12 protein-coding genes are annotated in these 14,069 nt (G+C 57.2%); 4 read left to right on the top strand and 8 right to left on the bottom strand.

What is annotated here, in order from left to right:
- The first annotated feature begins 96 nt into the window (after positions 1-96).
- Complete coding sequence (locus tag AC13CN_RS09740) at positions 97-1,143, top strand: PDDEXK nuclease domain-containing protein (protein ID WP_062363274.1); 1,047 nt, start codon at positions 97-99, stop codon at positions 1,141-1,143.
- Between the two features lie 70 nt (positions 1,144-1,213).
- On the opposite strand, the gene AC13CN_RS09735 is transcribed toward AC13CN_RS09740, so the two are convergent.
- Both AC13CN_RS09735 and AC13CN_RS09730 read right to left on the bottom strand, forming a co-directional pair.
- Positions 1,214-2,071 carry a protein NO VEIN domain-containing protein gene (locus AC13CN_RS09735; RefSeq protein ID WP_062363270.1) on the bottom strand — a complete coding sequence of 286 codons (858 nt, stop codon included), beginning with the start codon at positions 2,069-2,071 and terminating at the stop codon, positions 1,214-1,216.
- Positions 2,072-2,076: 5 nt separating this feature from the next.
- Entirely contained in the window at positions 2,077-2,955 is an 879-nt protein-coding gene (locus AC13CN_RS09730; RefSeq protein WP_253556795.1) for a YicC/YloC family endoribonuclease, read from the bottom strand.
- Between the two features lie 116 nt (positions 2,956-3,071).
- Between AC13CN_RS09730 and rph the strand changes: the two genes are divergently transcribed.
- Positions 3,072-3,809 (top strand): ribonuclease PH, encoded by a 738-nt coding sequence (gene rph / locus AC13CN_RS09725; RefSeq protein ID WP_253556796.1) that lies wholly within the window; start codon positions 3,072-3,074, stop codon positions 3,807-3,809.
- A gap of 86 nt (positions 3,810-3,895) precedes the next feature.
- Here the strand turns inward: rph and AC13CN_RS09720 are convergent, their stop codons facing one another.
- Positions 3,896-4,663: an exodeoxyribonuclease III gene (locus AC13CN_RS09720; protein WP_054640729.1), complete on the bottom strand. Its 768-nt coding sequence runs from the start codon at positions 4,661-4,663 to the stop codon at positions 3,896-3,898.
- A gap of 141 nt (positions 4,664-4,804) precedes the next feature.
- Here AC13CN_RS09720 and pyrE point away from each other — a divergent pair, with 141 nt between their 5' ends.
- Positions 4,805-5,470: an orotate phosphoribosyltransferase gene (pyrE, locus tag AC13CN_RS09715; RefSeq protein WP_253556797.1), complete on the top strand. Its 666-nt coding sequence runs from the start codon at positions 4,805-4,807 to the stop codon at positions 5,468-5,470.
- A 2-nt stretch (positions 5,471-5,472) separates the two neighbouring features.
- Here the strand turns inward: pyrE and AC13CN_RS09710 are convergent, their stop codons facing one another.
- The gene (locus tag AC13CN_RS09710) at positions 5,473-5,943 is read right to left on the bottom strand and encodes a tRNA (cytidine(34)-2'-O)-methyltransferase (protein ID WP_137094592.1); all 471 of its coding nucleotides are present in this window, start codon (positions 5,941-5,943) and stop codon (positions 5,473-5,475) included.
- A 108-nt stretch (positions 5,944-6,051) separates the two neighbouring features.
- Between AC13CN_RS09710 and rep the strand changes: the two genes are divergently transcribed.
- On the top strand, positions 6,052-8,121 hold the full coding sequence (gene rep, locus AC13CN_RS09705) for a DNA helicase Rep (RefSeq protein ID WP_228219277.1): 2,070 nt from the start codon (positions 6,052-6,054) through the stop codon (positions 8,119-8,121).
- A gap of 120 nt (positions 8,122-8,241) precedes the next feature.
- Here rep and AC13CN_RS09700 read toward each other — a convergent pair whose 3' ends face one another.
- From AC13CN_RS09700 to glmS, 4 genes are all read right to left on the bottom strand, one after another.
- Positions 8,242-9,063 carry a c-type cytochrome gene (locus tag AC13CN_RS09700; protein ID WP_228219278.1) on the bottom strand — a complete coding sequence of 274 codons (822 nt, stop codon included), beginning with the start codon at positions 9,061-9,063 and terminating at the stop codon, positions 8,242-8,244.
- A 278-nt stretch (positions 9,064-9,341) separates the two neighbouring features.
- Positions 9,342-10,241, bottom strand: a complete 900-nt coding sequence (locus AC13CN_RS09695) for a GNAT family N-acetyltransferase (RefSeq protein WP_044628614.1) — start codon at positions 10,239-10,241, stop codon at positions 9,342-9,344.
- A 331-nt stretch (positions 10,242-10,572) separates the two neighbouring features.
- Positions 10,573-12,039, bottom strand: coding sequence for a sodium:proton antiporter NhaD (nhaD, locus tag AC13CN_RS09690; RefSeq protein ID WP_044628613.1), 1,467 nt, complete (start codon positions 12,037-12,039; stop codon positions 10,573-10,575).
- Positions 12,040-12,194: 155 nt separating this feature from the next.
- Complete coding sequence (glmS, locus tag AC13CN_RS09685) at positions 12,195-14,021, bottom strand: glutamine--fructose-6-phosphate transaminase (isomerizing) (protein ID WP_172515145.1); 1,827 nt, start codon at positions 14,019-14,021, stop codon at positions 12,195-12,197.
- Between the last annotated feature and the right edge of the window lie 48 nt (positions 14,022-14,069).

Genomic DNA, 14,069 nt, shown 5'->3' with positions numbered 1-14,069 from the left:
ATATGATCGCCATCACCAACTCTTCCTATCGGCAAAATTTGATATTGTTAGGCCTCAGCCAGCTGACATTACTCTATAACGCCAGGGGTTAAGCCTATGACGGAGCAGAACCAAACCGCTTTTAGCCGCCTCGTTAGCGCAATTACTCAACAGATAGAGCAAGCACGCGGGCAGGTTCGCCAAGCCGTGAATACGGCCATGGTACAAAGCTACTGGGAAATAGGCCGTTTAATTGTCGAACACGAACAGCAAGGCAATCGTCGTGCTGAGTATGGTAAGCAGCAGCTAAAGCAGCTCTCACAACAGCTCACCGAGCGGCTGGGGAAAGGTTTTGATGTCACCAATTTACGCAATATGCGCCAGTTTTATCACGCCTTTCCAATTCGCGACGCAGTGCGTCTTGAATTGAGTTGGACTCACTATCGCACCCTTCTGCGAATAGAAAACGCCCAAGCCCGCGACTGGTATTTGCACGAAGCGATCAACCAAAGCTGGAGCGCCAGAGCTCTAGAACGCCAGATTAGCACTCTCTACTACGAGCGACTTCTGGCCAGCCAAGAAAAATCCTCGGTGGCAGCAGAAGCCCAGCAAAACACCCAGCCACTGGCAGAAAGCGCTAAAGACTATCTGCGTGATCCCTACATTCTGGATTTTCTTAATCTGCAGGATAAAACCTATCAGGAAAGCCAGCTAGAGCAGGCCATTATCAGCAACCTGCAGCAGTTTTTACTGGAATTAGGCAAAGGCTTTGCCTTTGTGGAGCGCCAGCAGCGCATTCGCTTTGACGACGAAGATTTCTACATCGACTTGGTATTCTACAACTTCAAACTGAAGTGCTTTTTGCTGGTGGATCTAAAACTCGGCAAGCTCAGGCATCAGGATATCGGCCAAATGGATACCTACGTGCGCTTATACGATGAGCAGCGCAAAGGCAGCGACGACAACCCCACTATTGGCTTGGTGCTGTGCAGCGAAAAAAGCGAAGCCGTGGTCAAGTACTCGGTACTGGCCGAGCAAAAACAGCTGTTTGCGGCGAAGTACCTGCCGTATCTGCCCTCTGAAGATGAGCTTAAACGCGAGCTAGAGCGCGAACGGGCTCAGGCCGTTGAACAGCTTCAGCAGCACGAACGGAGCGATGAGTGAACGATAGCTTCACGAACAATCTCAGCGGCTGAAGTTTTGATTTCTTGAAGCAGCTCCCTCTTTTAAGCTATTAACGTACTCCCGCCCGGTAGCTATTTGGCTCCAGCCAGAGCTGTTCGTGGAGATCACCTTTCAAGAAAAAAAGCTTCGGCCCCTTGCGGAAGTTGAACAGTCGGAACAAATGATAGTGTTCCGAATGGGCACGCGAGCATTCGAGCTCGTTGGGCGTAATAAAAAACGCACTCTCTTTGGCAAAGGCGGTGGTTTTGACTTCAATCAGCCGATCACTGCCGTCGGGCTCGAAGGAACGGATATCGAACCCCAGCCCGTCACCCTGAGTTACCGCAACGTGCTCGACCCTCTCCGCCAGCTTATCGTACTCAGCTTGGATCAGCCGGTGCTGCTCGAACCGAATCACTAGGTGCTCACCGGCTAGCCCAAGCTCGCGGTTGCGGGTTTCCCGGGCCAGGTAGTCCCGTTTTTGCGGCGGGCGCACTGAATAGTCGGCGCGGAATTCTCGAACGCCTTGTTGCGGCGGTGTCGTTCTAGGAGGTTCGACGATAATGCGCTCGTCTACGATGCCAGTGGTATCAATCACTGGAAGATCAGCGGCCAAACGCGCTGCGCGATCAACAAGCTCGCTTCGCAACAACAGCCCCTCGACAGCTTCAACTAGGCTTTGTTGATAGTTGCTACGCGGCTTATAGCCATCGACATAGGGGCAGTTGGCATCGCGTAACACTGCGCTGATATTGCAGTGCTTGAACTCTATGGCACTGGCCGAGCGGCCATCAAGCTGTATCATCAGCGCTCGATTAAGTGCGCGCTTGTTAGAACTTTGCCCGCTCAGTTCTGCTACTAGCATCTGCCGGTAGGTAGCAATGGTTGCCTCTACCTCGCCAGCACTCCAGGGTGTCGCTCGACTCATCTTCATCACTCAATATTTTGGATCTGCTCTCGCATCTGCTCAATCAGCACCTTCAGCTCCACCGCGCAGCGGGTCGTCTCTGCTACCACCGATTTCGATGAGAGCGTATTCGCTTCGCGGTTGAGCTCTTGCATCAGGAAGTCCAGGCGGCGGCCTTTGGGGCCTTTTTGGGCGAGCTGGTGGCGTACTTCGTCTATATGCGCGGTGAGGCGATCAAGCTCTTCGTCCACGTCGGCTTTTTGGGCCACCAGTACCAGCTCGGCTTCCAGGCGCTGGGGGTCGAGTTCGGTCTTGGCGACTTCTAAACGCTCCAGCAGCTGGGCCCGCTGGCGTTCCAGGATTTGCGGCAGCAGGCTGCGTACGGAGGCCACTTGCTCGCTGACGGCGTCCAGGCGGGTGGTGATCATCTCGGCCAGTTTTTCGCCTTCCCGGGCGCGGGCGTCGATCAGTTCATCCAGGGCTTGGTTAAACAGCGCTTTGGCGGCGGCTTTGATGGCGTCTTGGTCGAGGTGCTGGGTTTCCATCACGCCGGGCTGGTTGAGCAGCGCTAGCGTGGTGGGCGGCACGGCGCTGGGCACCTGCTGCTGGATGGCGGCCAGGGCATCGGCAATCTCTTTTAGGCGCTGGGCGTTCACGGCCGGTGCTTGGGCGGTGTCGGCGCTCTCGAACCGCACGCTGCACTCTACCTTGCCACGCGCCAGGCGCGTGCGCAGTGCTTCGCGCAGCACCGGTTCTAAATCTCGCAGGCTTTCATGTAGGCGAAAGTGCGGCTCTAGGTAGCGCTGGTTCACCGAGCGAATCTCGACCTGCAGGGTGCCAAACGGGGCGGCCTGCTCGGTGCGGGCAAAAGCGGTCATGCTATGTACGTGGCGGGAAGCGGCCATAAGTGAGCATCCTATCTCTCAATGTGATTCCGGACAGTCTAACCGATAGGCCCATCCACGCACGCTCAGACGTGTACAATAGAGGGCTTTCCACTTTTAACATGATGTGAGGTGCTATGCGTCCTGATGTTGTTCGCCCCAGCGGTCGCGAGGCCGACCAGCTCCGTGAGATTCGCTTGACCCGTGACTACACCCGCCATGCGGAAGGCTCCGTACTGGTGGAGTTTGGCGATACCAAGGTGCTGTGCAACGCGAGCGTGGAAACGGGCGTGCCGCGCTGGCTGCGCGGTAAAAATCAGGGCTGGATTACTGCCGAATACGGCATGCTGCCCCGCGCCACCCACTCCCGCAGTGGCCGTGAGGCGACCCGAGGCAAGCAGGGTGGTCGCACGCTGGAGATTCAGCGGCTGATTGGCCGTAGCCTGCGCGCGGCGGTGAATTTGAAGAAGCTGGGCGAGTTCACCATTACCGTGGATTGCGATGTGATCCAGGCCGATGGCGGCACGCGTACGGCGGCCATTACCGGCGGCTGCGTGGCGCTGGTGGATGCGCTTCGCTACCTGCAGCGGGAAAAGAAGATCAAAGGCGATCCCTTCAAGCAGCTGGTCAGCGCAATCTCGGTGGGTATTTACAAGGGCGTGCCGGTGCTGGACCTGGATTACCCCGAAGATAGTAAAGCCGACACCGACCTGAACGTGGTGATGACCGAAAACGCCGAGCTGATAGAGGTGCAGGGCACCGCTGAAGCGGGCGCGTTCAGCCGCCAGGAACTGAACGCCATGCTGGACCTGGCCGAAAAAGCCGGTGAAGAGCTGCGCGAGAAGCAGCGTGAAGCGCTGGGCATCCGCGGTTAAGGGAACTCGGTATTACGGAGTCCTGAACGCAACAGGCCAGCGGTAAGCTGGCCTGTTGCCGGTGCGACGCGGGAAGTAGCTAACGCTTAGAGCGCTAAATCATACTCAACGATCAGCGGTGCGAACTCGGAGAAGGTCGCATCGTAATCAATCCACGCGTCCACCACGTGACGACGGAAGTTGGGGCCGACCAGTTGGTAGTCGATCCGCCAGCCTTCTTGACGATCACGGGGCACGTCTTGGTCAAGTTTTGGCCACCAGGTGTACTCGCCTGCATCGCGATTAATTTCGCGGAAGGTGTCGATAAAGCCGGTGGGGCCAAGCACCTGATCCATCCAGGCACGCTCTTCCGGGCGGAAGCCCGAGGTGAGCTGGTTGTCCGACCAGTTGGCCAAATCGATGGTTTTATGGGCAATGTGCCAAGTACCGCAGATGATGTATTCGCGTCGTTTGCGGGACATCTTCGTCAGGTACTCTTGGTACTGCTCCATAAACGCCTGTTTGGCTTTTTGGTCACTTCCATCAGGCATCAAGAACGTGGCAATGCTGAAACGGTCATAGTCCGCTTGCAGAAAGCGCCCTTCGTGATCGCACTGAGGAAACCCCAGGCCGTACATGATGGCTTTGGGGATTTTGCGGCAATAGAGTGCCACACCGGAGAAACCATCCTCCTCAGCATCCAGGAAGTAGCCTTCGTAGCCTTCCGGATAGAGGATGTGGTCACCCAATTCGAAACTTTTCGCCTTGATGTTCTGCACGCAGACCACGTCGGCATCCTGCTGAGCCAGCCAGTCCAGGAAGCCACGGTCGACGGCATCACGTATACCATTGACATTGATGCTGGCAATTTTCATAAATCGTCCCTTTTGCGTCGCTGCTGTATGATACCCGACGTTTAGACGTTTGGGTAAAGGCAGCGAGTAAAACTTGCCATTTACCCTACTTTTATTGTTGCTTTCGTGCCGATTGAAACCTACCGCTTAGTGAGGAATGCCGTGGCCACCACTCTACAACCCTACCAGCGCGATTTCATTGCTTTTGCCATTGAACAGGGCGTACTTAAGTTTGGCGAGTTTACGCTGAAATCTGGCCGCGTTAGCCCCTACTTTTTTAATGCTGGGCTGTTCCAAACCGGTCGGGCGCTGGCCAAGCTAGGCCGCTTTTACGCCCAGGCTATTGTAGATAGTAGCTTGAAAGCCGACGTTCTGTTTGGCCCGGCCTACAAAGGCATTCCGCTGGCGGCGGTCACCGCGGCGGCGCTGGCCGACCACCACGACCTGGATATGCCTTACTCCTTCAATCGCAAAGAAGCCAAAACCCACGGCGAAGGCGGCAACATTGTGGGCGCGCCGCTTTCAGGCGATATTTTGATCATTGATGACGTGATCACCGCAGGCACCGCGATCCGTGAAGTGATGGGCCTGATTGAGCAGAGCGGTGCCCGTGCCGGTGGGGTGATCATTGCCCTGGACCGCCAGGAGCGTGGCCAGGGCGAGCAGAGCGCCATCCAGGAAGTGCAGTCCCAGTATGGCGTGCCGGTGGTCAGCATCGTGTCGCTTGAGCAAGTGCTCTCGTATCTGGAAGAGCACGCGGGCGGCGAGATGCTCGCCTACGCCGATGCAGTACGCGCTTACCGCGACCAATACGGCATTGCCGGGTAAGTCTAGATCGCGAGGGCGCCGGCGTAATCCTGCTGGCGCCACGCTTCATAGCTCACCACCGCTACCGCGTTGGAGAGATTCAAACTACGGTTATTAGGCTGCATGGGGATGCGCAGTTTATGTTCCGCCGGAAGCATGGCGTGCACTTCTGGAGAGAGCCCGGCGGTTTCGGAGCCGAACAGCAGCACATCCCCCGGTGCGAAGTTGGCATCACTGTGGGCGCGGGTGCCTTTGGTGGTAATCGCCCAGATGGTGCGCCCCTGCATGGCGGTGTAAAACGCCGTAAAATCCGCGTGACGGGTCACGTTGGCAAGGTCGCGGTAGTCTAAACCAGCGCGGCGCAGCTTTTTCTCTTCGAGATCGAAGCCCAGCGGCTCGATCAAATGGAGACGGCAGCCGTTGTTCGCCACTAGGCGCATAATGTTGCCCGTATTGGGAGCCATGCGCGGCTCGAATAGCGCTACTTCAAACATCACCACCTGCCTATGAGTTACCTGCTGTATTAGCCTGCTGCGCCTTCGTCAGCGCCGCTGATTGTAATAGAAATTGCCCCGAAACACTTGTAGAGGTCACCCTTCGCCATGACGCCCCAACCGCCAAAGAGCATTCTTAGCCGTATCAAAGGGCTCAACCCACGCCAGCAAGAAGCGGTGCGCTATATCGATGGCCCCTGCCTGGTACTGGCGGGTGCGGGGTCGGGCAAAACCAGCGTGATCACCACCAAGATTGCCTACCTCGTGCAAGAGTGTGGCATGAGCGCACGCAAAATTGCCGCAGTGACCTTTACCAACAAGGCCGCCCGAGAGATGAAAGAGCGGGTGGGCCAGATGCTGAAGGGCAAAGAGGGCCACGGGCTGACGGTTTCGACCTTCCACAACCTGGGGCTCAACATCATTCGCGGCGAACTGAAGACCCTGGGCTACAAGCCGGGGTTTTCGCTGTTCGACCCGGAAGACGCCAAGGCGCTGCTGCGCGACTTGATGAATAAAGACGCTCAGGTCGATGCCGAGCAGATCAACGCCGTGCAGGCCAAGATATCCCAGTGGAAAAACGACCTGGTGCTGCCAGGGGATGCGCTTTCGTTCGCTGCCGATGACGACGAGCATTTCGCGGCACGGGTGTACGAAGCCTACGTTCGCCACCTGAAAGCCTACAACGCGGTGGATTTCGACGACCTGATTCTGCTGCCCGTGGTGCTCTTGCAGCGTGACCCGGAAGCACTGGCCCGCTGGCGGCGAAAAATCCACTATATGCTGGTGGATGAGTACCAAGACACCAACGTCTCCCAGTACCTGCTGGTAAAGCTGCTGATGGCCGAACGCGCCACCTTTACCGTGGTCGGCGACGACGACCAGTCGATTTACGCCTGGCGGGGCGCACGGCCGGAAAACCTGGTCACCCTGGGGGAGGATTTCCCCCGTTTGAAAGTCATCAAGCTGGAGCAGAACTACCGCTCTACCGGCACGATACTGCGCGCCGCCAACACGCTGATTGCCAACAACCCCCACGTCTACGACAAAACCCTGTGGTCGGAGATGGGCGACGGCGCGCCGATTCGCGTGGTGGTGAACCGTCATGAGGAGGCCGAAGCTGAGCGGGTGGCTAGCGAGATGCTGACGCGTCGCATTAAAGAAAACGCCGAATGGCGCGATTTTGCGGTGCTTTACCGAGGCAACTTCCAGGCGCGGCTGCTGGAATTGAAGCTGCAGCACTATCAGATCCCTTACAAGCTCTCCGGCGGCACGTCGTTTTTCTCGCGTAACGAGATCAAGGACGCCATGGCGTATCTGCGCCTGCTGATCAATCCCGCCGACGACAACGCCTTTTTGCGCATCGTCAACGTGCCCCGGCGGGAAATTGGCCCCGGCACGCTGGAAAAGCTCGCCAACTATGCCACCGAGCGCTCGATCTCGCTGTTTGCTGCCTGCCATGAGCTAGGGCTTGAACAAACCCTGCCTACCCGCGCCGTGGAGCGGCTGTCGCGCTTTACGCACTTCATCGATGGCGTGCGCAAACGGATGGACCAGGGCGATGCCATTGCCGCGATCCGCGATATGCTGCGGGATATGGATTACGAGGCGTGGCTCTACCAAAACGCCAGCACCCCTACTATTGCCGAGCGGCGCATGGCCAACGTATGGATTTTGATTGATCAATTAGAGAAGTCGCTCAACCGCGACCCGGAAGACGCAGATGACTCTACCGCAACAGAAACCGACGGCGTAGAAGCGGCCATTTCACGCTTAGTGCTGCGGGATATTTTGGAGCAACAGGCCGAAGAGGATGACTCTGACCGGGTGCAGCTGCTCACCATGCACGCCTCGAAAGGGCTAGAGTTCCCCCACGTTTACTTGATGGGCCTGGAGGAGGATCTGCTGCCCCACCGTAACGCCATCGAGATGGGTACCGTGGAAGAAGAACGGCGTTTAGCCTACGTGGGCATTACCCGCGCCCGACGCACGCTAACGCTGACCCTGGCGCGCCAGCGCAAGGCCTATGGCGAGCTGATGGACTGCCAACCCAGCCGCTTTTTGGATGAGCTGCCCGCGGATGATTTGGAGTGGGAGGGCCGCGCTGATAAAGAGGACCCGGAGAAAAAGCAGGCACGCGGCAAGGATGCCATTGCTGGGCTGCGCTCGCTGCTGGGATAAGCGTGCTGAGCAAGCGCTATGTATCGCGCAAAAAAATATCCACAGAGGGTTTGGAGCACCCACCTGTGGATATTTTATAACGCCTGGCCTCCCCACCCCATGAGAGCGGGCTGCTAACGCTTACTGTACTTGTGAGACCATGTAATCCACCACGGCCATAATCTCTTCATCGGAAGCGCTGCTACCACCACGCGGCGGCATCACGCCTTTACCGTTGAAGACGCTTTGGTAGAGTGCATCGGTACCCTGCTCAATACGCGGGCCCCAAGCTTCAGCGTCGCCAATCTTCGGTGCACCCGCCACGCCAGCGGCGTGACACGCCACACAGCCCACACTGGCGTAAAGCGCTTCACCGTCTAAACCGCTGCCACCGCTGGAAGCGTCTTCTTCACTGGCGACTGCTTCATCTTCGCTGGCCACAGCATCTGCCGTCGCCATCTCGTCGCTACTACTCTCGTCAGTTGCTTCGGCAGCCGCGCCTTCATCACCGCCACCTAGCTCAGGAACTTCCATGACAGGCTCGACCATATACGCTGTCACCGCTTCCATTTCTTCGTCTGACAAGTTGGGGTTGCCGCCACGGGCAGGCATTGCGCCAACGCCGTTAATGGCATGGTCTAGCAGGGTGGCAAAACCTTGCTCGGTGCGCTCGGCCCAAGCGGCTTCGTCACCGCGTACCGGAGCCCCGGCCGCACCTGTTTCGTGGCACGCCATACACACATTGTTGTAGATACCCTCGCCATCTACTTCACCATCACCGCCACTGCTAGAAGCCGCGGGGGCTGCTGCCGTGCCGCAGTCTTGGCCTTGAAGGCAGAGTTGTCCTACCGGCGCTAGGCGCTCAGCGATTGCGTCACGCGCTGCATCTTGGGCATAAGCACCGGATGTGCCTGCCATGACGCCGAGGGCCGCCAGCCCGCTCATGATCAGCTTAGATTTCACTCTCACCACCTCTTGAGTTTTATGTAATAAACGCGTTGCGCTTCAAAACGAGTGCGTCCGTTTCTTGCTTATGCTGGATACCTAGCGCCTGGAGACACCGTTCTTGCCCTTGGGTGCGGCCGTGCCACGCTCTATGGTGCTACCGCGGCCACCGAAACGCCAAGACATACGTATAGAGTTAGTATACCGAGAACATAAAGGGTAAGAAAATGCTACTAAGCGCGGCAATTCAACCTACAACGCCGATAAGCGGAGGATGACGCTACTGAACGGCCAGATTAATACCACCCTAACAAGCGCTCGCGCCCCAGTTGTATGAACCCCGCTTGGGCATAAACCCGCTGAGCAGGCGTATTCTGTTCATCCACCGTGAGAGTTAAGCACTGCGCCCCGGCCTGGGCAGCCAAGCTTTGGGCATGCTCAATAATAACGTGCCCCAGCCCCTGCCCGCGCCATTCCGGAACCAGCCCCATAAGTTGCAGGCTCCACTGCAAAGAGGGGGTGGCGAGCAACAATACTCCTACCGGCTCTTCTTGGTATTCCAGCCAATACCAGTGTTGTGGATAAGCCGAAGTCGCCTGAGATTGGAACCCAGCTAGCAGCGTGCTAACCGGCAGCGCATGGCGCAGCGCTGGGCAATCCAGAGAATCTTCACCTACCCGCGCCAGTAACGCCTGCTGTTCAGCCAGCGTTAACGCCTTGAAAGGGCGTAATCTCAACGGCTGTTGAGGCGCTAGGGCTGCTCGGCATGGCCACGCACGATGCTCTAGGGTGGCCATCGCACGCATACCGCTTTTAATTAACGTGTCTTCCCACGCTGCCCACGGCTCAGTGAGCACCACATGGCAAAGGATGATCGGCTGCTGCTTCACCCACCCCGGCAGGGCACTCAACAGAGCCTGGGCGGCGGCATCGTTATGCCTGGGCAGCCATAGCTGCGCCGTTTGGTTTGCCAGCGGCTGTACCCAGGCAGTCGCGCGTATATATTCGCCTTCCATCGCCACCCACAAACCCTGCCAATCAGACTCAGTCGACGCCGTTAAGGCCTGCTGCAAGCCAGCCTGCAGGGAAGGAGTGTGGACAGCCGCTAAATGCAGCAGCGCTTCGCGTCGTCGATGTGCGGGACAGGGCACCACCTGATAGCGGCTAGCGTGGTGGCGCTGCGCGTCGGATGTCACAACGACTCTCCTTATTTAGTAACCCTAAGGCTTAATCACTTTAAGGCTTAATAAGCCTACGAAAGGATAATATGCCTTTTTACAAGGTTTAAGTTTTCGTTAAGTAATGTCAACGAGAGTATCGGGAAATACGATGGAGATTGCCCGATGGCTCATCTACGTTCACTGCCCTTAACGTCTTTGCGCTGGCAAGAAGCGCTTAACAGACATGATCAAACGCAGCTAAAACAGTTGATACAGGCGCGTTTCGCGCATCAACACAACGCCACGGTCCATCACTTTCTACCGCGCCTATTTGGCCTTTGGCGGCTAGGCAGGATAGCCAACCGCCTTAGAAAAGACTGGCGTTGATCAGCAGGTGTGCCACGATACTGGCTACGTAACCTAACAAAATAGCGGGCACCCAGCGCAAATGCACCGCAAACGTGTAGATACCACGGGCTTGCCCCATCAGCGCTACCCCGGCAGCCGATCCCATGGAGAGCAGGCTGCCCCCCACACCGGCCGTCAGAGTGATCAGCAGCCAGTTGCCTTCCGACATATCCGGCGCCATGGAGAGCACGGCGAACATCACTGGAATGTTATCCACCACCGCTGAGATCAGCCCCAGCACCACGTTGGCCCACACCGGGTCCCAGCCGCCGTAAAGCGTTTCCGAAAGCAGGCTGAGATAGCCCATGAACCCCAGGCCACCCACACACATCACCACCCCGTAGAAGAACAGCAGCGTGTCCCACTCGGAGCGGGCGATACGGCTGAAGATATCGAACGGCACCACGCTGCCTAGCTGCTCCAGCTTTTTCCAATCTCCGCGGCGGGAGTAACGCTCACGTTTGCGCTCCAGCGAACGGGGCAAACTGCGACGCAGGTAATAGCCAAAGAATTGCAGCAGGCCTAGACCAAACATCATGCCCATAGCGGGCGGCAGGTACAGAATCGAGTGGCACAGCACAGAGATCGCCACGGTGATCAAGAACAGTACGATGATGCGCCGGGCGCCCCGCTTCAACCATACGTTCTCGGTGAGCGCAGCGGGCTGACGATTGACGATGAAAAAGTTCATGATCACCGCAGGCACCATGAAATTCACGATGGCAGGTACCAACAGTGCAAAGAAGCCTTCGAAAGGCACCTGACCGGCTTGCCACACCATCAGTGTGGTGATATCGCCAAACGGGCTGAACGCACCACCGGCGTTGGAGGCCACCACCACGTTGACACAGCAGAGGCTGATAAACTTGTTATCCCCCTCGGCGACCTTTAGCACCACCGCACACATCAGCATGGCAGTCGTCATGTTGTTGGCGATGGACGAAATACCGAACGCCAAACAGCCGGTAATCCAGAATAGGCTCCGGTAGCTAAACCCCTTGCGCACCAGCCACGCACGCAGTGCATCGAACACACGACGCTCTTCCATGGCGTTGATGTACGTCATCGCCACCAGGAGGAACAGCAGCAGCTCGGTATACTCGAGCAGCGTCTCTTTGAAGGCGCTCTCTGCCTCATGGGGCATACCTGCTTGTACGTAGACCCACGCGACCATAGCCCAGATCAGGCCAGCAGCCACCAGAACCGGTTTGGATTTACGCATGTGGATGATTTCTTCACTCATGACCAGGGCATAGGCCAGAATGAAAATGGTCACGGAGACAATACCGGCAAGTGAGGTGGTGAGATCGAGGGGGCCAGCAGCAGCAAAAGCAAGAGAAGGAAAAGCGAAGAGGCAGAGTGCGGTCAACAACCAAGCAACGCGGCAAGCGGGATGCCGAGTTGCAAGGACGTTAGGTGGTTTCATAGCAGCGTGATCCTGGCAGGGTTAGAGAATACCGCCACGATAATAAGCACACTAACTATGTGCTGCAACGCAGCGATGGCGCATAAGATGCGACTATTTGCCGCATCTTGTAAAGCGCTTTATTCATCCAACTGCAATTAATTGTGACACGGCACTTATTCGACGGTCACACTCTTGGCAAGGTTACGCGGTTGATCCACATCGGTGCCTTTGAGCACCGCTACGTGATAGCTCAGCAGCTGCAACGGTAGAGTGTAGAGCAGTGGTGCCAGTGCTTCGTGTACTTCAGGAAGTTCCAACACACGGATATCATCTTGAGAGCTGATTCCTACCTTTTGATCGGCAAACACAAATAGCTGGCCGCCGCGGGCGCGCACTTCTTGAAGGTTGGATTTCAGCTTTTCCAACAGGTCATCATTCGGGGCTACTGAAATTACCGGCATCTCGCTATCCACCAGCGCCAGCGGGCCGTGCTTAAGCTCCCCGGCAGGATAGGCTTCCGCATGGATATAGGAAATCTCCTTGAGCTTCAGCGCGCCTTCTAAAGCAATGGGGTAGTGCGCCCCACGACCCAGGAAGAGCGCGTGATGCTTCTCTGCAAATGCCTGAGAAAGCACTTCGATCTGCCGATCGAGACCCAACACCTGCTGACAGAGCGCGGGCAGTGCCTGCAGGGCGCCAATGATCTCTGGCTGCTCTGGCTGGCCTTTCGCTTTACTGACCGATAGCGTCAACAGCATCAGCGCAATCAACTGAGTGGTAAAGGCTTTAGTCGAGGCCACACCAATTTCGGGGCCTGCGCGGGTCATCAGCGACATGTCCGACTCCCGCACCAGCGAGCTTCCGGGCACGTTGCAGATCGCCAGCGAGCCGACATAGTTGAGCGTTTTAGCAAAGCGCAGCGCCGCCAGCGTATCGGCCGTTTCTCCAGACTGGGACAGCGTTACAAAGAGCGTGCCTTCCGGCACCACCGGGTGGCGGTAGCGATATTCCGACGCCACTTCGACCTGTACCGGCACCCCAGCATAGCGCTCCAACCAGTAACGCACGACCATGCCTGCATGGTAGCTGGTGCCACAGGCAATAATATGCACATGGCGCGTTTTCTGGAACAGCGCCAGCGCATCCGGCCCAAAACTCTCTACCAACACGCCGTGGCTACTTAAACGCCCTTCCAGCGCGGCACTAATAACGGCGGGCTGCTCAAAAATCTCTTTGAGCATGTAATGACGATATTCGCCTTTGCTAGCCGCACCGTCGCCATGTTCAAAGGTATGGATAGGGCGCTCGACGTCATTGCCTTGGCGATCAACAATGCGAATCACCCCATGCTCACGCAGCTCGACTAAATCGCCCTCTTCCAGATAGATAAAGCGGTCGGTCACTTGAAGCAGCGCCAGCGGATCAGAGGCTAAAAAGGCTTCATCAATACCAACACCTACCACCAAGGGGCTGCCTTGGCGTGCGCCCACGACCACGCCGGGCTCGGCCGCACTCATTACACCCAGGGCGTAGGCACCGCCCAAGCCACTAACAATCTCTTGTGTCGCCTCAAACAGCGTCTTGCCCGTAGCGAGTTTGTCCGCCAGCAGGTGGGCGATCACTTCAGTATCGGTTTCCGAAGTGAACGTGTAACCGCTGCCTTGCAGCGTCTCTTTAATCTGCTCGTAGTTTTCGATAATGCCGTTATGCACCACGGCGACGTTATCGCTGCTGTGGTGCGGATGGGCATTGGCCTCGGAGGGTTTGCCGTGGGTGGCCCAGCGCGTGTGCGCGATACCGCTGTTGCCTGGCAGCGCGGCGGCGTCCAACTGTTCAGCGAGTGCCGCGACTTTGCCCAAAGCCCGGTGACGCGTTAACACACCGCTGTTAAGCACCGTCATGCCAGAAGAATCGTATCCGCGATACTCCAAGCGTTTCAGCCCTTCCAACAAGATTCCCTGCACATTACGCTGCGCAACCGCCGCGACGATGCCACACATAACTTGTTCTCCTAAGGCGCTCTCACGCCGTGTAATCCAACGTGCTAA

The sequence above is a fragment of the Vreelandella sp. L-25 genome (assembly GCF_056857535.1).
The sequence above is the reverse complement of the archived record's forward strand: the minus strand, read 5'-3'. Positions and strand labels throughout refer to the sequence as shown.

Coding starts and splice junctions, on each gene's coding strand:
- AC13CN_RS09740 (WP_062363274.1), top strand. CDS start 97: ATGACGGAGCAGAACCAAACCGCTTTTAGCCGCCTCGTTAGCGCAATT.
- rep (WP_228219277.1), top strand. CDS start 6,052: ATGACGCCCCAACCGCCAAAGAGCATTCTTAGCCGTATCAAAGGGCTC.
- rph (WP_253556796.1), top strand. CDS start 3,072: ATGCGTCCTGATGTTGTTCGCCCCAGCGGTCGCGAGGCCGACCAGCTC.
- AC13CN_RS09710 (WP_137094592.1), bottom strand. CDS start 5,943: ATGTTTGAAGTAGCGCTATTCGAGCCGCGCATGGCTCCCAATACGGGC.
- AC13CN_RS09735 (WP_062363270.1), bottom strand. CDS start 2,071: ATGAGTCGAGCGACACCCTGGAGTGCTGGCGAGGTAGAGGCAACCATT.
- AC13CN_RS09730 (WP_253556795.1), bottom strand. CDS start 2,955: ATGGCCGCTTCCCGCCACGTACATAGCATGACCGCTTTTGCCCGCACC.
- AC13CN_RS09720 (WP_054640729.1), bottom strand. CDS start 4,663: ATGAAAATTGCCAGCATCAATGTCAATGGTATACGTGATGCCGTCGAC.
- glmS (WP_172515145.1), bottom strand. CDS start 14,021: ATGTGTGGCATCGTCGCGGCGGTTGCGCAGCGTAATGTGCAGGGAATC.
- nhaD (WP_044628613.1), bottom strand. CDS start 12,039: ATGAAACCACCTAACGTCCTTGCAACTCGGCATCCCGCTTGCCGCGTT.